Source organism: Streptomyces sp. NPDC058741 (assembly GCF_042746715.1).
GTDB lineage: Bacteria > Actinomycetota > Actinomycetes > Streptomycetales > Streptomycetaceae > Streptomyces.
This window is the reverse complement of sequence record NZ_JBHYQH010000026.1, coordinates 50,498-70,555: the sequence shown is the minus strand read 5'-3', so window position 1 is coordinate 70,555 and position 20,058 is coordinate 50,498. Positions and strand designations below refer to the sequence as shown.

Sequence of the window (20,058 nt, the reverse complement as noted above, 5' to 3'; positions counted from 1 at the left end):
TCCGTTGACTCAGTTCACAGAATGTGATGGCATGGGAAGCCATACCATTGCGGCCCGCCGCCCCTACCTCACCCGGTACGGTGAACGCGCAGGTCGGCGCGGATTGAGTGAGGGTTTTGTGGACGTCTTCAAGGTGCACGAGCAGCTGATCGCCGACTACCGGTCCTTCACCACCAGTTCCGTCCTCGTGAAGAACGACCGCATCCAGAACACCGTCGACGAGGCGCTCGTCCAGGGCGACCAGTGGCCCGACCCGTGGCTGTCGCTCAATCCGAGCTTCGCTCCCGGGGGCACGGTGACCCAGCTCGTGCGGGAGGGACTGCTGCACCCGGAGTGCGAGCGGATCTTCCGCGTGGACAAGGAGAAGGACGGCTCCCTCGAGCAGGGCCGGCCCATCGCCTTCCACCGGCACCAGCGGGATGCCATCGAGGCCGCCCGTGCCGGCGGCAGCTACGTCCTGACCACGGGCACGGGCTCCGGCAAGAGCCTCGGCTACATCGTGCCGATCGTGAACCAGGTGCTGCGGGCCAAGCAGGAGGGCACCGCCTCCGGCATTCAGGCGATCATCGTGTACCCCATGAACGCCCTGGCCAACAGCCAGAGGTTCGAGCTGGAGAAGTTCCTGCGCCACGGCTACGGGGAGGGCAAGGAGCCGGTCACGTTCGAGCGCTACACCGGACAGGAGAAGGAGGACGAGCGCGAGCGGATCCTCAAGGAACTGCCGGACATCCTGCTCACCAACTACGTGATGCTGGAACTCATGCTCACCCGGCCCCGCGAGCGCAAGGCCCTGATGCGGGCGGCCGAGGGCCTGAAGTTCCTGGTCCTGGACGAACTGCACACCTACCGCGGCCGGCAGGGCGCGGACGTCGCACTGCTGGTGCGCCGGGTCCGCGACGCCTGCGCCGCACCGGACCTCCAGGTCGTCGGCACGTCGGCGACGATGTCCAGCAAGGGCACCCTCCAGGAGCGGCGCCAAGACGTCGCCGACGTCGCGACCACTCTCTTCGCCGCCGAGGTCACGCCGGACCGCGTGGTGGGCGAAACGCTGGTGCGCGCCACCCGCGACCACGAGCCGACCGACGCCGAACTGACGGAGCGAATCGGGGCGAACGCGCCCTCGACGGAGTACGACGTCCTCAAGGACGACCCGCTCGCCTGCTGGATCGAGACCGAGTTCGGCCTGCACACGCTCACCAAGGGTCCGGACGCGGGGACTCTCGTCCGGGCCGAGCCCACGACGGTGGAGAAGGCGGCCCGCAAACTCGCCGAGCGCACCAGCGAGTCGTACGAGGCTTGCGTCGCGGCCATCCGCGACACGCTGCACGCCGGTTCACAGGCAAAGAACGACGAGACCGGCCGGCCGCTGTTCGCCTTCCGGCTCCACCAGTTCCTGTCCAAGGGCAACTCGGTGTACGTGTCGCTGGAGGCCGAGGAGACCCGGCACATCAGCCGCACCTACCAGCTTCGGGTGCCCGGCGCCAAGGACAAGATCCTGCTTCCGCTGTCCTTCTGCCGGGAGTGCGGCCAGGAGTACCTGACCGTCGCCCGCGAGGAGCGCAAGGACGGCCCCCTCGCCTTCCGGCCGCGCACCGAGGAGGACGAGGACAACGGCTACCTGTACGTGAGCGCCGAGCACCCGTGGCCCGACGACACCGGCAAGGCGATCGACGCCCAGCGCTTCCCGGACAGCTGGATCGTGACGGACGACAAGAAGGGCGGTGCCCAGGTACTGGCCGACAGCCGGCGCAAGCGGGTGCCGCAGCCGGTGTGGGTCAAGCCCGACGGATCGGTCGTCGACCGCGGGCAGGGCCTGTACGCGGCCTACATTCCCATGCCGTTCATGTTCTGCCTCAACTGCGGGGTGAGCTACGAGTCCCCGCGCGGCAACGACTTCGGCAAGCTGATGACGATGGACCGCGAGGGCCGCTCCACGGCGACCTCCCTCATCAGCTCCAGCATCGTGCGCCACCTGAAGGAACTCCCGGCGGACGAACTCGACGAGGACGCCCGCAAGTTGCTCACCTTCGTCGACAACCGGCAGGACGCCAGCCTCCAGGCGGGTCACTTCAACGACTTCGTCCTGGTCACCCAGTTGCGGGGCGCCCTCTACCAGGCCATGGTCGAGGCCGGTGAGGACGGGCTGCTGCACGAGGAACTCGCGCCCGCCGTGGTGACCAAGCTGGGCCTGCGGCCGCAGAACTATTCCAAGAATCCCAAGGAGGCCTCCCATCAGGCGAAGCGCACCCTGCGCGCCCTGACCAAGGTGGTCGAGTACCGGCTGTACCTGGACCTGGAGCGCGGCTGGCGGGTCACCATGCCCAACCTGGAGCAGACCGGTCTGCTGCGGCTGGAGTACGCGGACCTGCGGGAGATCACCGAGGACGAGGAGCGGTGGGCGAAGGCCTGCGGACCGCTGCGGACCGCCGGTTCCGGCAAGCGCGCGGAGCTCGCCCGGATCTTCTTCGACGAGCTGCGGCGCGTGCGCGCGGTGGACTTCCCCACCTTCGAGCAGGCCGACTTCGACGAGCTGCGCAAGGTGTCGTACATGCTGAACGACGCCTGGGGGCTGGCCGAGACGGAGCGCACTCCGCCGCCGCCCGGTACCGCGTACGTCCGTCCAGGGCGCCCGAACCGCGCGCGCACCGAGCTGAACGTCACCGCCCGGGCCGGCTTCGGCCGGTTCCTGCGCAGGCCGGGCCAGTTCCCGGCGCTGGGGCGTCCGCTGGACATGGCCGAGACGCAGCAGGTGATCGTCGATCTGGCGGACGTGCTGGCGGAGGCCGGGCTGCTCACCGAGGTGCCCACCGGGCGCGGTGAGGAGCCCGGCTACCGCATCAACCACACGGCGGTGGTGTGGACGGCCCGCGACGACGAGTTCGGCGCGGTCGACCGGGTGCGCCGGACCTACGGCAGGGACCGCGGCCCGCGTGTGAACCCGTTCTTCAAGAACCTCTACAAGGAGGTCGCCTCGACGCTCGCCGGCCTGGTCGCCCGGGAGCACACCGCCCAGGTGCCCACGGAGGTCCGCGAAGAGCGCGAGGAGGACTTCCGTGAGGGCGTCAAGCTGCCCCTGCTGTACTGCTCCCCCACCATGGAGCTGGGTGTCGACATCGCCAGCCTGAACGCGGTCGCGATGCGCAACGTCCCGCCGACCCCGGCGAACTACGCGCAGCGCAGCGGTCGCGCCGGCCGGTCGGGCCAGCCCGCGCTGGTCACCACGTACTGCGCCACGGGCAACAGCCACGACCAGTACTACTTCCGCCGGTCGAACGAGATGGTCTCGGGCGTCGTCGCCCCGCCCCGGCTGGACCTCGCCAACGAGGACCTGGTCCGCTCGCACGTCCACGCCATCTGGCTCGCCGAGACGGGCCTGGAGCTGGGCAAGCGCATCCCGCACATCCTGGACGCAGCCGGTGAGGCGCCGTCGCTGCGGCTGTTCCCGCACGTGCTCGAGCAGATCCAGGATCCTGCCGCCCAGCGGCGTGCGCTGCGCCGGGCCACCGCGGTCCTCAAGGAGTCGGCGGACCGCCTCGCCGACACCTCGTGGTGGGACGAGCGGTGGCTGGAGCGGACCGTCGACAAGGCGCCGGGGAGGTTCAAGAAGGCACTGGGCCGCTGGGAGGAGCTGTTCCGCAAGGCGCTGAAGGAGCGGGAGGTCCAGCACCGGCGCATCCTCGACAACACCCTGAACAAGGACGCCTCCGCCCAGGCCGAGCGCCGTCGGCACCAGGCGGAGACCCAGCTCAAGCTGCTGAAGAACGAGGACACCGGCGGCAACAGCCCGCTGTCGGACTTCACGCCGTACCGCTACCTGGCCTCCGAGGGGTTCCTTCCGGGCTACTCCTTCCCCCGGCTGCCACTGGCCGCGTTCATCCCCGGCACGGGCCGGGCCGCGCGCGGCGGGCGGGACGGCGACTACCTCCAGCGTTCCCGCTTCATCGCGATCCGCGAGTTCGGTCCGGGCGCCTTCATCTACCACGAGGGCAGCCGGTTCCAGGTGGATCGCGTCCAGCTTCCGACCAGCGCCGCGGGGGACCTGCAGACCGAAGAGGCCAAGGTGTGCGAGCGCTGCGGCTACCTGCACGTCGGCGAACAGCTCGAGAGCACCTGCGACTCCTGCGGCTCGGAGCTGACGGAGTCCCGGTACAACCTGCTCCAGCTGCGCACGGTCTTCACCAGGCGCCGGGACCGCATCTCCTCCGACGAGGAGGAGCGGCAGCGCACCGGCTATGTCGTCGAGGTGTCGTACAAGTTCAACAAGCACGGCGAGCGCGACGGTTCCCTGAACGCGGCCGCCCGCGACGCCGACGGCGCCTCGCTCGCCGCGCTGACCTACGGCGACAGCGCGACGGTTCGCCTGACCAACCTTGGCTACCGCCGCAGCAGGCAGCGTTCCGGCTTCTGGCTGGACCCGGTCGAGGGCAAGTGGCTGGACGCCAAGAAGGACCAGGACAAGCCGGGCAAGCAGACCTCCGAGGAGCAGGAGGGCCTGGAGAGCGCGGAGAAGGCCGACCGCAAGGTCCCGGTGGTCCCCTACGTCCAGGACACCCGCAACATCCTCGTGCTCCAGCTCGCCGAGAAGGTCGCCCCGGACGTGGCGGTGACCCTCCAGTACGCGCTGGAGCGGGGCATCGAGGCCGAGTTCCAGCTCGAGGACGGCGAGCTGGACACCGAGCAGTTGCCGCCCTACGACGGCCCGCGCGACCGCATCCTGTTCATCGAGAGCGCCGAGGGCGGCGCCGGTGTGCTGCGCCGCCTCCAGGCCGAGCCGGACGCCCTGCGCCGTGCCGCCGCCCGCGCCCTGGAGATCGCCCACTTCCACGCGGACGGCACCGACAAGGGCGGCCCCGCCTGCGAGATGGGCTGCTACGACTGCCTGCTGTCGTTCGGCAACCAGCGCGACCACCAGGTCATCGACCGCAAGCTGGTACGGGACCTGCTGCTGCGCTTCGCCGGCGCCCGGGTCGCCGGGACCGTCCCCGGCGTCTCCCGCGACGAGCACGCGCAGGCGCTGCTGGACGGTGCCGACAGCACGCTGGAGCAGAGGTTCGTGGCGTTCCTGACCCGCAACGGACTGCGGCTGCCCGACAAGCAGCAGTACTTCGTCTCCAGCGCCCTGTCCCGCCCGGACTTCGTGTACCAGACGAAGGTGGGCCCGGTCGCGGTCTTCATCGACGGCCCGCACCACGATTCGGAGGTGCAGGCGCAGCGCGACGAGGACGCGCAGGAGCGGATGTACGACGACGGGTGGGAGGTCATCCGTTTCCGCCACGACGACGACTGGTCCGAGATCGCCCGCAGGTACGGCTCGGTGTTCGGCGCCGGCGACGACTGACCGCGCCCCTCACTCCTCTTCTTCGTACGTCTCTTCCGAAAGGTCCGCCGATGACGCCGCCCACCACCGCCGCTCCCGCCCGGGACGGCAGCCGGGAGTTCGCGGTCGGGTCGCTCGTGCACGCGCGCGGCCGCGAGTGGGTCGTCCTGCCCGACTCCACCCCCGAGCTGCTCGTCCTGCGCCCGTTGGGCGGCACGGACGACGACATCGCCGGGGTGCTGCCCGCCCTGGAGACGGTCGAGCACGCCCGCTTCGCCCCGCCCAGCCCGTCCGACCTGGGCGACCAGGCGGCGGCCGGGCTGCTGCGCAGCGCCCTGCGCATCGGCTTCCGTTCCAGCGCCGGCCCGTTCCGCTCGCTGGCCGGCATCTCCGTGGAACCGCGCCCGTACCAGTTGGTGCCGCTGCTGATGGCGCTGCGCCAGGAGACCGTGCGGCTGCTGATCGCGGATGACGTCGGCATCGGCAAGACGGTCGAGTCCGGCCTGATCGCGGCCGAGCTGCTGGCCCAGGGCGACGCCCGCGGCCTGGTGGTGCTGTGCAGTCCGGCGCTGGCCGAGCAGTGGCGGGCGGAGCTGCGCGGGAAGTTCGGCATCGACGCCGAGCTGGTCCTGGCGTCGACGATCGGCCGGCTGGAGCGCAGCCGCCTGTACGGCCAGTCGGTGTTCCGCCCCGACCGCAACTACGTCGTGTCGACCGATTTCATCAAGTCCCCCCGGCACCGGGACGACTTCATCAAGAACTGTCCCGACCTGGTCATCGTCGACGAGGCGCACACGTGCGTCGCGGACACCGGCCAGGGCGGCGCCCGGCAGCAGCGCCAGCAGCGGTACACCCTGCTGCGATCACTGGCCGACGACCCGAACCGCCACTTGCTGCTGGTGACGGCGACCCCGCACAGCGGCAAGGAGGAGCCCTTCCGCAACCTGCTGGGGCTGCTGGACGAGCGGCTGGAGACGATCAGTCTGGACCGGCAGGCGGGCCGCGACCTGCTCGCGCAGCACTTCGTGCAGCGCCGCCGCGCCGACATCCGGGACGACTTCCGCGAGGACGCCAACTTCCCCAGCGACCGCAAGTCCCGGGAGGACGACTACACCCTGCACCCCGAATACCGTCGCCTGCTGGAGGAGGTGCTCTCCTACGCCCGGGAGACCGTCCGCAGCGCGGACGGCGCGCTCCAGCAGCGCATCCGCTGGTGGTCGGCGCTCGCCCTGCTGCGCGCCCTGGGCTCCTCCCCGGCGGCCGTGCGCAAGACCCTCCACACGCGGGCCGGTGTGCAGGACGCCGACTCGGTGACCGAGGCCGACGCCATCGGCAGCCGGACGGTCACCGACCCGGCCGACGACGAGGCGGCGGAGTCCGCGGACGCCGTCCCCGGCGCGCTGCTCGCCCCCGGCGCCGCTGCCTCCGACGCGACGGCCCTCGTCGAGGAGGACAGGGCCCGGCTGCTGGCCATGGCGGAGAGGGCCGAGGCGCTCAAGGGGCCTGCGAAGGACCGCAAGCTGAAGCAGCTCATCGACACGGTGAGGGAGCTGCTGGACGAGGGCTACAACCCGATCGTCTTCTGCCGCTTCATCTCCACCGCCGAGTACGTCAAGGAGCACCTCGACGCGGCCCTCAACAAGGGTGGGAAGGGCAGGAAGGGCGCGCCCGGGAAGAAGGCGTACGCCGTCGAGGCGGTCACCGGCGAGCTCTCCCCCGACCAGCGCATCGCCCGTATCGCCGCGCTGACGGAGGAGGACGAGGACGGCGAGGCGCCCCCGGAGCGCCGCGTCCTGGTCGCCACCGACTGCCTGTCCGAGGGCGTGAACCTCCAGGAGAGCTTCGACGCGGTGGTCCACTACGACCTCGCCTGGAACCCGACCCGGCACGAGCAGCGGGAGGGCCGCGTCGACCGCTTCGGGCAGCGCCGGGACGTCGTCAAGGCGGTCACGCTGTACGGCTCGGACAACGCGATCGACGGCATCGTGCTGGACGTCCTGCTGCGCAAGCACGCCCGGATCCGCAAGGCGACCGGCATCTCGGTGCCGGTGCCGGACTCCTCGGAGAACGTGATGCAGGCGGTGCTGGAGGGCCTGATCCTGCGCGGCGAGCGCCCGCAGTACGAGCAGGAGGGCCTGTTCGCGGTGGAGTCGCCGGCCGGCCGGCGGACGGCCGAGCTGCACGAGGCCTGGCAGAGCGCCGCCGAGCGTGAGAAGGCCTCGCGCTCCCGGTACGCGCAGAACGCGATCAAGCGCGACGAGGTGGCGCAGGAGGTCGCCGAGGTGCGGGCCTCCCTGGGCACCGGCGAGGAGGTGCGCCGCTTCACCCGCCACGCCCTCACGGCCCTGCGCGGCGTCCCCGGCTCCCTGCCCGGAGAGCCGGACGGCTTCACGATGAACTCCGAGGCGCTGCCGGCTCCCCTGCGGGACGCCTTCGCCACGCTCCTGGGCCCGCGCCACCCCCGTCCGGTGGCCTTCCACGACGCCCCGACCGCCCCGCGCGGCGAGGTCGCCCTGACCCGCACCGACCCGGTGGTGGCGTCGGTGGCCCGCTTCGTGCTCGACGCGGCGCTGGACGACCGGATGGACCAGTGGCAGCGGCCGGCCCGCCGCTGCGGAGTGGTCCGCACGACGGCCGTGGCCAAGCGCACCACGCTGCTCCTGGTCCGCTACCGCTTCCAGCTCTCGCTGCCCGGCCGGGACGGCGTGCTCCGGCAGCAACTCGCCGAGGACGCCCGGCTGCTGGCCTTCCGGGGGTCGGCGGCGAACCCCGACTGGCTGCCGGAGGACGAGGCGGTCGCCCTGCTGGAGGCACGGGCCGCCCAGAACACCGACCGCGCCTTCGCCCAGGAGCGCATCGAGAGCATTCTCGGCTCCCTGGAGTCGCTGATGCCGACGCTGGAGGAGCGCGGCGAACAGCTCGCGGCCCGTCTCCTCGACTCGCACCGCCGGGTGCGCGGCGCCTTCCGCGACGTGCGCGGCGCGACCGGCCCGGCGCGCCGGGGCCTGCGCGTGGACGTCCAGGGCCGCCCCGACGTCCTCGGCGTGTACCACTACCTCCCGGTCCCCGTCCTCGACGGCACGACCACGAACGGGGAAGCCCGCTGATGAGCCTCGCGAAGACCATCGTCACCGACTCCGTCCTCACCGTGGGCGGCCTGCTGCCGCCGGACATGCTGACCCGTGTCCGCGACGGCAAGGACGTGCCGGGCGCCCAGCCGAAGGACTACGGCCTGTTCGCGGCCGACGACACGGTCCGGGACGCGGCCGAGCGTTCCTGGGCGTACCTGAAGGGCGTGTGGACGGCCTACCGGGACTCGCTCGCCAAGGACGGCGCCCTCGACAACGAGGGCATCGCGGCGGTCGGCGTCACCGTCGAGCGCTGGCTGCTGCCCCTGTTCGAGCAGCTCGGCTACGGCCGCCTGCCCGACGCCCCGGCCGGGGGCCTGCCGTCGGCGGACGGCGAGAAGCGGTTCGAGGTCAGCCACTCCTGGCAGGCCGTGCCGGTCCACCTGACCGGCTGGAACGTCGACCTGGACCGCAGGTCCTCCACCCTTCCCGGCCCGGCCCCGCAGTCGCTGCTCCAGGAGTACCTGAACCGCAGCGGCGCGGACACCCTGTGGGGCCTGCTGTCCAACGGCCGGCTGCTGCGCCTGCTGCGCGACTCGACGTCCATGGTCGGTTCGGCGTACGTCGAGTTCGATGTCGAGGCGATCTTCGAGGGCGACCGCTTCGCCGACTTCCTGCTGTTGTGGCGCCTGACGCACCGCTCCCGCTTCGAGGCGCACGGCGACGGCGGCGCGGCAAGCTGCTGGCTGGAGCGGTGGCGCACGGAGGCGATCGCCAGCGGCACCCGCGCCATGGAGCAGCTCCGCAAGGGGGTGGAGAAAGCCCTGGTGATCCTGGGCACCGGCTTCATCCAGCACCGGGACAACGTGGACTTCCGGCGGCGGCTGGACGAGTCCGAGGTGACGGTCCGCGCCATGCACCCGGCGCTCCTCAACCTGGTCTACCGCCTGCTGTTCCTCTTCGTCGCCGAGGACCGGGGCCTGCTGATCCCGCCGGACGCCCCGGACGACGCCCGCGAACGCTACGAGAAGTACTTCTCCACCGCCCGCCTGCGCCGCACCGCCATCCGCCGCACCGGCGGCCCGCACGGCGACCAGTGGCACGCCCTGCGCCTGGTCCTGGAGGGCCTGGGCCGGGAGGGCGGCCGGCCCGAGATCGGCCTGCCCGGCCTGGGCGGTCTGTTCGAGCGCTCGGAGGCGGACGCCGTCCTGGACGGCCTGGAACTGCCGAACGAGGCGCTGTTCACGGCGGTGCGGGCCCTGTCCGTGGTGATCGACCCCAAGCTGAACCGCCCGCGCCGGGTGGACTACCGCCACCTGGGCGCGGAGGAACTGGGCTCCATCTACGAGTCCCTGCTGGAGCTGGTCCCCCGCTTCGACCCGGCGGCCAACTCCTTCGAGCTGCGCACCCTCGCCGGCAACGAGCGCAAGACGACCGGCTCGTACTACACGCCGTCATCGCTGATCGACTGCCTGCTCGACTCGGCCCTGGACCCGGTGATAGACGACGCCGTCAAGTCGGGCGCGACCCGGGAGGAGCAGGAGGCCGCGCTGCTGCGGCTGACGGTCTGCGACCCGGCCTGCGGCTCGGGCCACTTCCTGGTGGCGGCGGCCCGCCGGATCGCCAAGCGGCTGGCCGCGGTGCGCACGGACTCGCCCGAGCCGAGCGCGGAGGCGACCCGCACGGCGCTGCGGGACGTGATCGGCCGGTGCATCTACGGCGTCGACCTCAACGAGATGGCCGTGGAACTGGCCAAGGTGTCGCTGTGGATCGAGTCCCTGGAGCCCGGCAAACCGCTCAGCTTCCTCGACGCGCACATCAAGCACGGCAACGGCCTGGTGGGCGCCACGCCCAAGCTGCTGGCCGAGGGCCTCCCCGACGACGCCTTCAAGGTGATCGAGGGCGACGACAAGAAGTGGGTCGCCGCGCTGAAGAAGCGCAACAAGGCCGAGCGGGACGCCTGGAAGGCCCGCCTGGCCGGCGTCCACCAGGGCGAGCTGTTCGGGTCGGCGACGGCGCTGGCGTCCTCCAACGCGAAGCTGGCGCGCGCCGCGGCGGACATCACGGCGGCGCGGAACGACAAGCTGGAGTACGTCCACGAGCAGCGGGACGCGTACGTGGCGCTGACCCGCGACCCCGACTCGGACTACGTGCGGGAACGGGAACTGGCCGATGCGTGGTGCGCCGCGTTCGTCTGGGAGAAGACCCCTGAGGCCGCTCCGCCGCCGCTGACGCTGGAAGGGCTGCTGAGCCTGCGGGCGGACGGCTGGAAGAAGCTGCCGGAGGGGACGAAGGACGCGGTCGCCCGGCTGCGGAACGAATACCGGTTCTTCCACTGGCACCTCGAGTTCCCCGAGGTGTTCTCGGTGCCAGAGGACGCGGACGGCCCGACGTCGGGGGTGGACGAGCGGACGCGGTGGGGCGGGGGCTTCAGTTGTGTGCTGGGTAACCCGCCGTGGGAGCGGGTCAAGCTCCAGGAGCAGGAGTTCTTCGCCACCCGCAGCGAGAAGATCGCCACGGCGCCGAACAAGGCGGCCCGCGAGCGGCTGATCAAGGCGCTGGCGACGAGCGAGGAACCGGCCGAGCGGACCCTGCTGACGGACTTCGCCGCGGCCAAGCGCCAGGCGGAGGGCGCGAGCCACCTGCTGCGCGACTCCGGCCGCTTCCCGCTCGCCGGCCGCGGCGACGTCAACACGTACGCGGTGTTCGCCGAGGCGGCGTCCCTCGGCATCGCCCCGCACGGCCGCTTCGGCCTGGTGCTGCCGACGGGCATCGCCACGGACGCGACGACGGCGCCGTTCTTCTCGGACCTGGTGCGCAGCGCGCGGCTGGCGTCCTTCCTGGACTTCGAGAACGAGGCGTTCCTGCTGAGCCGGGCGGTGGACCACCGCGTCCGCTTCTGCCTGCTGACGGTCGCGGGCCGCAAGGAACGGGTGCGGGAGGCGTCGTTCGCCTTCGGCACGCGCTACATGGAGGACCTGCCGAGCCGCCGCTTCGCGATGCCGCCGGAAGAGATCCTGCTGGTCAACCCCAACACGGGGACGCTGCCGGTGTTCCGGTCCCGGCGGGACGCGGAGATCACGCTGGGGATCTACCGCCGGGTGCCGGTGCTGATCAGGGAGGGGGACCCGGAGGACAACCCGTGGGGCCTGTCGTTCATGAGGATGTTCGACATGTCCAACGACTCCCACTTGTTCCGCACGCAGGACCAGTTGGCGGCCGAGGGCTGGACCCTGAACGGCAATGTCTTCGAGCGGGACGGCCAGCGGTACCTCCCGCTGTACGAGGCGAAGATGCTGCATCACTTCGACCACCGCCTCGGCACGTACGAGGGCCAGACCGAGGCCCAGGCCAACATGGGCACGCTGCCCCGGGTGACCCCGGAGCAGCACGACGACCCCGAGTTCGCGCCGATGCCGCGGTACTGGGTGCCGGAGTTCGACGTGTTCACCGGCAAGCAGGACCGGAAGGGCAACCCGGTGAAGGAGCCGGGGGTGGCTTCACGGCTGGCACAGAAGGATTGGAGTTACGAATGGTTCATCGGCTGGCGTGACATCTGCCGAGGAACAGACGCCCGCACCCTTATCGCCACTGCCACCCGCATCAACGCAGCATTCGAGGGAGGAACCTTGCTGGCGTTGCCCGCGGCCGGTGCGTTGGCTGCCGTAACGCTACTGGCAGCCATGGCGTCGTTCGTCGTGGACTACATCGCACGACAGAAGGTGGGCGGCACACACCTCAAGTATTTTGTCATGCGCCAACTGCCGATCCTTAGTCCAGGAAGCCGCGAGACGACAATTCCCTGGCAAGCCGATCAGACGGTGGGTAATTGGCTGACTTCACGAGTTCTAGAGCTTAGCTACACAGCCTCGGACTTGGCCCCGTTCGCCAGAGACCTCGGAGACTACGGAGGTCCGTTCCGTTGGGACGAGGGCCGCCGTAACCACCTGCGCGCAGAGTTGGATGCGGCACTCTTCCATCTCTACGGAGTGGGACGCGACGACGTAGACCACATCCTGGAAACGTTCCCCGTGGTCAAGCGCACCGACGAGGCCGCCCACGGCACCTACCGCACCAAGAACCTGATCCTCGACATCTACGACCGCATGGCCGAGGCCCAGCGCACCGGCACCGCCTACCAGACCGTCCTCGATCCGCCCCCCGGCCAGGGCCCCCGCCACCCGGCGTGACCTGACTGCCCCGCCTGAGCACCCCCACCGGCGCGCCGCCCCTCCCGGGTGGCGCGCCGTACTCGGCGTAACCACCGCCCACCCACCTCACCGCACAGGCAGCCGCCCATGGAACCGCGCAACTACCGCATGGTCGTCTCGACCGCGCAGGACTTCGTGACCACCTCCGCCGAAGCCGACCGCCAACTGCACCACTGGCTCGGCAAGATGAAGCGGTACGACACCTCCGCCCTGGACAAGGGACGCAATGAGATAGCCGAGGGCGTCACCCTCGACCACGACGCGGCGGCGGGCCGGCACGGCTCGTACTCCCGCTGGCGACTCCGCGAGAACCGGCCGGACAACCAGGGCACCTGGCAGTCCACCGTCGTGGTCCGCTCGGACAACGGCAAGGACTCCCGCCGCACCTGGCTCCAGGTGGACATCGAGCACCAGCCGGCTCCCGGCCAGGCACACACCCGTGCGAACACGCCCGGCATAGCCAAACTCCTCCTCGACGCCGTCCCCGCACAGGACGGCCTCGCCGAAGTCGGGACGGTTCCGAAGTTCATCGAACAGGACGACGTGGAGGAGGTGATCGAGGAACTCTGCGAACAGGACCGCAGACTGCCGGTCGTCGTGGCAAGTGTTCCGTATGGGCAGGATGCGGAAGCCTGGACGAAGCGGGTCGTCGAACCGGTCTTCCGGCACCTCAGCGGTCTCGCCGTCATGTACGTCCTCCGGCCGGAGGCCCAGCAGTCCTTCAACACGGCCCTGGAACACCATCCCGTCTTCGGGGGCGGCGTTCGCACATACCTTCCCGGCATGGACCCGGCCTGGCAGCCCGACGCCCAGCGTCACCCCGTGATGTCCCGGTCCACCATCGAGGCGAACGTCAGACGAGCGGCGGCGATCCTCGCCTCTCTGCCTCAGCGCCTGGCGCTGAGCCACCCCCTCCCGGAACCGCTGGACACCCTGCCGTTCCAGCGCAGCCGCCCCCGCCCAGTCGTCGATACGTCCAGCCTGGAAGAGCTTCGCAAGGAGCTGCGCAAGGTCGACACCCAGCGCCAGGAGGCGGAGCAGCGCGAGGAGTCGAAGGACCAGCAGATCCGTGAGTTCCGCCTTCGTGTCAAGGAGGCGGATGACCGGGACTTCGAGCAGATCGTCGAGAACGACCAGCTCTACCGGGATTTCCAGGACGCCCACCGCAAGGTCCGCTTCCTGCAGAAGAAGCTCGAAGAGGCCGGCCTCCACGCGCTGGCCCACACACCGCCCCCGGAGCCCGAGGACCAGCCGGCCACCTTCGCAGAGATCCTCGACCGCATGGACGAGTTCACCCACCTGCGATTCACCGGGAACTCCAAGAAGACCAAGGATCTGGACGCCCAGTGCATCGTCAACTGGGTGACCGTCGCCTGGGACGCGTTGCGCACGCTGAACGACTACGCCGCCGCGTCCGCCGCGGGAACGACGGGCGGCGACTTCCGCCACTGGTGCGACAACCTTCCGGACGGATCCTCGAACCGCTTCCCGTCCGCCAAGGTCAAGATGAAGGAGTCCGAGACGGTCGGGAACAACGCGAAGTGGCGTCGCCAGCGCACGTTCCCCGTGCCGACGTCCGTCGCCAAGGAGGGCAAGCTCTTCATGCAGGCCCACCTGCGGATCGGCGGGGGCAACACGGTGTCGCCCCGGCTCTACTTCCATGACGACGGAGCCGGCACGGGGCTCGTCTACGTGGGGTACATCGGAGAGCACCCCGACAACACACAGACCTGAGCCGACGACCCGCGGGTGGGTCAGCGTTCGACGGCGAACCGTACGAACGCGGCCCACTCCGTGGCGGAGACGGTGAGTTCAGCGCGAGCGGGCACCTTGGAGTCGCGGACGTGGATGGCGCCGGGCGTGACGGCGACTTCGAGGCATGCACCGCCCTCGTTGCCGCTGTAGCTGCTCTTGAACCAGGTGAGGGGAGCGGATTCCGCAGTACTCATAGCTCTGCCACCATCTTTTCGATCAAGGCAAGGGACTCCTGCATCGTAAGCGCCTGTGCCCTGATGCTGCCGTACTGTGCGGCCAGGATACGGACTGCCTCAGCATCCGTGATCAGTCGGCTGGAGCTCTGCGCTTCGGTGTACCCAAGTTCGGTCTTCCCCTTGGGAGTCAGCAGGATGAAAGAGCCGCCCATCCCTGCGTGCTGAGTGCGATCGTTCGGCATCACTTGCAGCTCTACATTGCGCAGCTGAGCCAGTCGAAGCAGCTGCTCCAACTGCTCTCTGTGGACTTCTCGACCTCCGAGAGGACGCGTCAGCACGCGCTCCTCGATGACCGACGTGATCATCGGCAACGGCCAGTGGAGCAGGATCTCCTGTCGCGCCAACCGAGAGACAACCCGCTGCTCGATCGTCTCCTCGTCCAGGAGCGGCTTGCGCATCTCGTACAGCGCGCGAATCCTGCGCTCGGTCTGGAACAACCCCGGGATGTCATGGCAGTTGTAGTCGTTGATCTCAACCGCCTCCCGCTCCAACCGCGCATAGTCCCGGAACCAGGCAGGATGCCGGACCCGCGCCTTCGCCTTGGCCCTCTCCACGTCCTCGATCGTGGTCCGGAGCAGCCCACCCGCCCCCAGCAGCTCATCGGCCGCCTCCAGGAACTCCCGCTGCGGCGTCCGCCTCCCCCGCTCCAGCGAGGAGACGAGGTCCTCGCTGTACCCGAGCCGATCCCCCAGCTCCCGCTGCGTAAGCCCGGCCCGCTCCCGGAGCAGCTTGACCTGCTTGCCCACCGCCCGCATCAGGTCACCGCTCAACTCCCCCTCGTCGTAAACCCCCTGCGCCTCCACCACCGCCTCGGACACGACTGCCCCCTTCCTCAGGTCACGACCGACACCCCGCACATGACACCTTCCATGCCGGTACAGGCACCCTCCGTACTGAGGGATGTGCTGGTCAGAGTAGAGCGGGCCGACCACGCTCGGTGACGTGAAGACGCAGATCTCCTCCTTTCGATTCAGCCAGCTCCTCAGCCCCACCCCGCGCGGCGCCCGCCTGGCCCGTCTGCTGACCGTGCAGCAGCTCGACGCGTGGGGCTGGCCGCCGGCCTGCGCGGTGAGCGAGTCGGCCGCACTCGTCGTCGCCGAGCTGAGCGCCAACGCCGTGACCCACGGGGGCGCGCAGGGCCGCGGGTTCCGGCTCACGCTCACCGTCGAGACGCCCGACGCCGACACGCTCCGCGTCGAGGTCACCGACGCCCGGGGCGACCGCGCGCCCCGGCCCCGTACGACCGCCCCCGACCCCACCGCAGAATCCGGCCGCGGCCTGCTCCTCGTCGAAGCCCTGACCACCCGCTGGGGATGCGATCCCTACCCGCCCTCCGGGAAGACCGTGTGGGCATGTCTCCCGCTCTCCTGACGGGGAATGCGAGACAGTCCGTCCACAGACGGACACACACCGTGGACAACTCCCCGGGGAGGTGGAGAGAATTCCGATCACACTGTGGGGAGGGGACGTACGGGTGAGGGAGAACAGCGCGTTAGACGGTGCGGTGCCGCGCATCTCGCAGGGCATCGAGGTGTACGCCGGCAAGGACGGGGCCGTGTCGTGGAGCGGCGTCGAGCTGACGGCCGACGTGATGCGGGAGTTACGTGGGGGGCCGTGGGCCGAGCGGGTCGGTGATCTCGCCGCCACCCGCGACTTCCTGACCGAGTTACGGGGCCTCGCCACGACGGACATGGAGACCGACACCCTCAAGGCCCTCCTGGCGAGCGAACCGGAACCCCTCCCCTGGCAGGTCGGCGAGGCCCTCGCCGAGGTGCTGCTGGAGCACTGGCACGGGGCACTGTGGCTGTGGGACGGCGCCCGTGACCGGCGTACGCGCAAGGCGAGCCTCCCGGGCGCCGACCTGGTCGGTCTGTGCGTGGCGGACGGCTCGGCGCGGCTGCTGTTCGGCGAGGTCAAGTCGTCCTCTGAGGAGTCCAGCCCGCCGGGCGTCATGATGGGCTCGGACGGCATGATCCACCAGCTCAAGAAGCTGTCCGCGAAGGACGACCATCTCACGCTCATGAAGTGGCTGCGCTTCCGGTGCCTGACCCCCGAACACCAGGAGGCCTACCGGACGGCGGCCGGCCGCTGGGTGAAGTCGAAGGGCAAGGACATCCAGCTCTTCGGCTGCCTGGTGCGCGACACCGCCCCGGAGCCGAAGGATCTGAGCAACCGGGCCAAGGATCTGGCCAAGACGGTCGTGGAGCCGATGCATGCTCTGCTCACGGCCTGGTACCTCCCCGTGGCCATGTCTTCATGGCCCGACCACGTGGGGGTGCTCGACCATGGCTGACCTGGGCTGGCTGGACGACGTACTCGACCCGGCCCTCGTGGCCGAGGCCGGTGAGCGGGCGCACCGCGTACTCATCGGGTCCGCGCTGCGCGCGGTGGAGGGGGAGGTCCCGCCGGGCCCCGAGGAGGGGTACGAGGCGGTCGGTTTCGCGGTGGACGCCCTGGACCTGCTGGCCTGGGACGCGATCGCCGAGGACCCGAAGGCGGCGTCGACGCGGCGGCTGTGCGGGCAGATGTTCGCGCTGGCGCGGGCCCGGCTGCCCGCCTGGGACTCGCCGGAGGCCCGGCTGGAGCTGCTGCGCACGGCGTGCCTGGGCTGGATCGCGGACGAGACACCGCTCGCCGCCCGGCTGCTGGCGGACGTGGAGCTGCCGTCCGAGCCGCGGTTGGCCGACGACTGGGAGTCCCGGGTGCGGCGCGGCACCGCCGACGCGTGGCTGCTGCTGCTGCGCAAGCGCGGGTGGGACGACCTCGACGCGCTGGACCAGCTCCTGGTGCGGCTGCGGTGGGAGCAGGAGGGGCTGGAGGAGCCATACCTCTCGGCGGCGGGTGACGACGCGCGTCCCGCCGCCTGGTCGCTGGCGGCGCACTATCACCTGCTGAAGACGGCGGAGCTGCTCGCCGAGTACCTGGCGACGGGTGCGCTGATGCGGGGGCGGAGGTCGAGCCGTCACTACGGGGTGCGCGAACGCGTGCAGTCGCACTGCGACCGCGCGCTGGAGGCGGCCGTGGCCTCGGCCGACCCGGACCTGGAAGTCCTCGTCCGGCTGCTGACCGCGACCGCCGACCAGATCATCGACAACAGCCTGTGGACGGTGGCCCGCGCGGTCAGCCCGGAGGTGAACGCCTTCGTGGCCTCGCTGGTCGACCGGGACCGGCCGCGCCCGATCTTCGAGGTGCTGCCGCCGCAGCGGGTGGCCCTCGCGGAACAGGGTCTGATCCGCACGGCGCACCGCAGTGTGGTGGTCAGTCTCCCGACGAGTGCGGGCAAGACGCTGATCGCCCAGTTCCGCATCCTCCAGGCGCTCAACGCCTACGACAAGCAGCAGGGCTGGGTCGCCTACGTCGCCCCGAACCGGGCGCTGGTGAACCAGGTGACGCGGCGGCTGCGCCGCGACTTCGCGGTGCTCGGCATCGGGGTGGAACGGGTCAGTCCCGCCCTGGAGTTCGACGGCCTGGAGGAGGACATGCTCACGGACCGCGGCGAGGGGCGGTTCCGGGTGCTGGTGTCGACTCCGGAGAAGCTGGACCTGCTGCTGCGGTCGGGATGGCAGGAGAGGATCGGGCGTCCGCTCTGCCTGGTGGTGGCCGACGAGGCTCATCAACTGGGCGAGGGCAAACGCGCGATCAAACTGGAACTGTTGCTGGCGACCGTCAACCGGGAGGCTCTGGACGCCGGTTTCCTGCTGCTGACGCCGTTCATCGACAACGGGGACGTCATCGCCGAATGGCTGGACAGCGGCAGCCGGCAGTCTGTCGGGCTGTCCGTGGACTGGGCGCCGAACGACCGCATCCTCGCGCTCGCCCTGCGCGAGCGCACTCCAGGCGCCGGCGGTTTCCGGGTCGCCCTGGAGACCCTGGTCACCAGCCGCAGAACACTCAGCGTGCCCGACACCCTGCCGCTGGACGGCAACCGGCCGCTCGGACTGACCTGGTCGCAGGCGGGCAGCCCGACCAAGCTGGCCGCCGCTACGGCGTCCGTGCTGGCCGAGCGGGGTCAGACCATCACCCTGGCCGGACGGCCGGACTACGCCTGGTCGATCGCCAAGCTGCTCGCCGGTGGCCGGGAGGACGTGCTGGACCCCGGCGAGGATCTGCGGGCCGTCCAGGACGTGGTGGCGGAGGAGTTCGGCCCCGGCTTCCCACTGGTGGGGCTGCTGGCCAAGGGCATCGGAATCCACCACCGCGGCCTGCCCGACGACATCCGCACCCTCACCGAGTACCTGATGGAGGCCGGTGACCTGACCCACCTGGTCTCCACCACCACCATCGCCCAAGGCGTCAACTTCCCCGTGGCGAACGTCGTCCTCGCCTCCCACCAGTTCCCGTACGGGGAGGACATCCCGGCCCCGGACTTCTGGAACCTGGCCGGTCGCGCCGGCCGGGTCGAGCAGGGCGAGGTGGGGCTGATCGCGCTGGCGGCCACGGACGAGGTGCGGGCCGGGAAACTGCGGGCGTTCGTCGGCCGCCAGGTGACGGAGCTGAACTCCACCCTCGTCGAGATGGTGCGTACGGCCATGGACAGCTACGGTCACCTGGACCTGCGCACCCTCGCCCATCTCCCCCAGTGGTCGGCGTTCGTGCAGTACCTGGCCCACACCTACCGGCAGATCGGGGACGCCGAGGAGTTCGCGGAGGAGATCGAGCAGATCCTTCGCGGCACCCTGGGCTTCCAGGACCTGCGGCGAACGGACCGCGGCTGGGCGGCGGAACTGACACGCAGCGTGCGGACGTACGCGGAGCGGTTGTTCGGGCAGCCGCTGGCCCTTGTCGACAGTACGGGTTTCTCGTGGGAGAGCGTCTCGGCGACCCTGGGCCGGCTGAGCGACGCGCACCTCGGACGCGACGTGTGGGAGCAACCCCTCTTCGAGGGCGACCGCCGCCCGTTGGCCAAGCTCATCGGCGTCATGCTGGAGGTTCCGGAACTCAGGGACAACCTGGTCGAGGTGACCAACGAGCACGAGGGCCGCAGCGGGGATTTCGTCGCCCGCGTCATGCAGGACTGGGTGAACGGCGCGTCGATGCGGCAGCTCGCCGACGACCACTTCGCTAAGGCCGGCACGAGGGACGAGCTCAAGGCGATCACCAAGTGCTGCCAGCGCCTGTTCGGCGAGCTGGCTCCCACGGTCTCCTGGGGCCTGTCGGCGCTGCAGTCCCTCACCTTGGGCCGGGACTTCGCCATCATGCCGGCCGAGGTCCAGCGCGAGCTGCGCAACATCCCGTCGTACGCCTACTACGGCGTCCGGACCGAGGACGCCATCGCGATGCGGCTCGCGGGCGTACCGCGGTCGGCGGCGCCCCGCCTGGCCGCGACGCTCGCCTCCGAGGGCCTGACAAGCGGCCCCGCGGCGGCCCGCACCCGCCTCGCCGCGCTGCCCGAGACGGCCTGGCGGTCGGCTCTGGGTGCCAAGGGACCGGCCTACCGGACGGTCTGGCGGATCCTCGACGGCGTGCAGTGA

The 20,058-nt window shown here is 70.6% G+C and carries 9 protein-coding genes; 7 read left to right on the top strand and 2 right to left on the bottom strand.

The genetic code is table 11. The features are described from left to right. Positions 1–103: 103 nt before the first annotated feature. From ACFW6P_RS21200 to ACFW6P_RS21185, 4 genes are all read left to right on the top strand, one after another. Positions 104–5,338, top strand: a complete 5,235-nt coding sequence (locus tag ACFW6P_RS21200; protein ID WP_386424365.1) for a DEAD/DEAH box helicase — start codon at positions 104–106, stop codon at positions 5,336–5,338. 50 nt (positions 5,339–5,388) lie between these two features. Continuing rightward, complete coding sequence (locus ACFW6P_RS21195) at positions 5,389–8,424, top strand: helicase-related protein (RefSeq protein ID WP_386424363.1); 3,036 nt, start codon at positions 5,389–5,391, stop codon at positions 8,422–8,424. Next, a complete protein-coding gene (locus ACFW6P_RS21190; protein WP_386424361.1) occupies positions 8,424–12,575 on the top strand; it encodes an Eco57I restriction-modification methylase domain-containing protein in 4,152 nt (1,383 codons plus the stop codon). The genes ACFW6P_RS21195 and ACFW6P_RS21190 overlap by 1 nt, the downstream gene beginning before the upstream one ends. 108 nt (positions 12,576–12,683) lie before the next feature. Further along, on the top strand, positions 12,684–14,330 hold the full coding sequence (locus tag ACFW6P_RS21185; protein WP_386356581.1) for a hypothetical protein: 1,647 nt from the start codon (positions 12,684–12,686) through the stop codon (positions 14,328–14,330). Positions 14,331–14,350: 20 nt separating this feature from the next. Here ACFW6P_RS21185 and ACFW6P_RS21180 read toward each other — a convergent pair whose 3' ends face one another. After that, a complete protein-coding gene (locus tag ACFW6P_RS21180; protein WP_386424359.1) occupies positions 14,351–14,545 on the bottom strand; it encodes a DUF397 domain-containing protein in 195 nt (64 codons plus the stop codon). Continuing rightward, positions 14,542–15,342, bottom strand: coding sequence for a helix-turn-helix domain-containing protein (locus ACFW6P_RS21175; protein ID WP_386424372.1), 801 nt, complete (start codon positions 15,340–15,342; stop codon positions 14,542–14,544). Before ACFW6P_RS21175 ends, ACFW6P_RS21180 begins: the two co-directional genes overlap by 4 nt. Before the next feature lie 187 nt (positions 15,343–15,529). On the opposite strand from ACFW6P_RS21175, the gene ACFW6P_RS21170 reads away from it, so the two are divergent. From ACFW6P_RS21170 to ACFW6P_RS21160, 3 genes are all read left to right on the top strand, one after another. Then, on the top strand, positions 15,530–15,958 hold the full coding sequence (locus tag ACFW6P_RS21170) for an ATP-binding protein (protein WP_386424358.1): 429 nt from the start codon (positions 15,530–15,532) through the stop codon (positions 15,956–15,958). 103 nt (positions 15,959–16,061) lie between these two features. After that, complete coding sequence (locus tag ACFW6P_RS21165; protein ID WP_386356591.1) at positions 16,062–16,880, top strand: hypothetical protein; 819 nt, start codon at positions 16,062–16,064, stop codon at positions 16,878–16,880. Beyond that, a complete protein-coding gene (locus ACFW6P_RS21160; RefSeq protein ID WP_386424357.1) occupies positions 16,873–20,058 on the top strand; it encodes a DEAD/DEAH box helicase in 3,186 nt (1,061 codons plus the stop codon). The genes ACFW6P_RS21165 and ACFW6P_RS21160 overlap by 8 nt, the downstream gene beginning before the upstream one ends.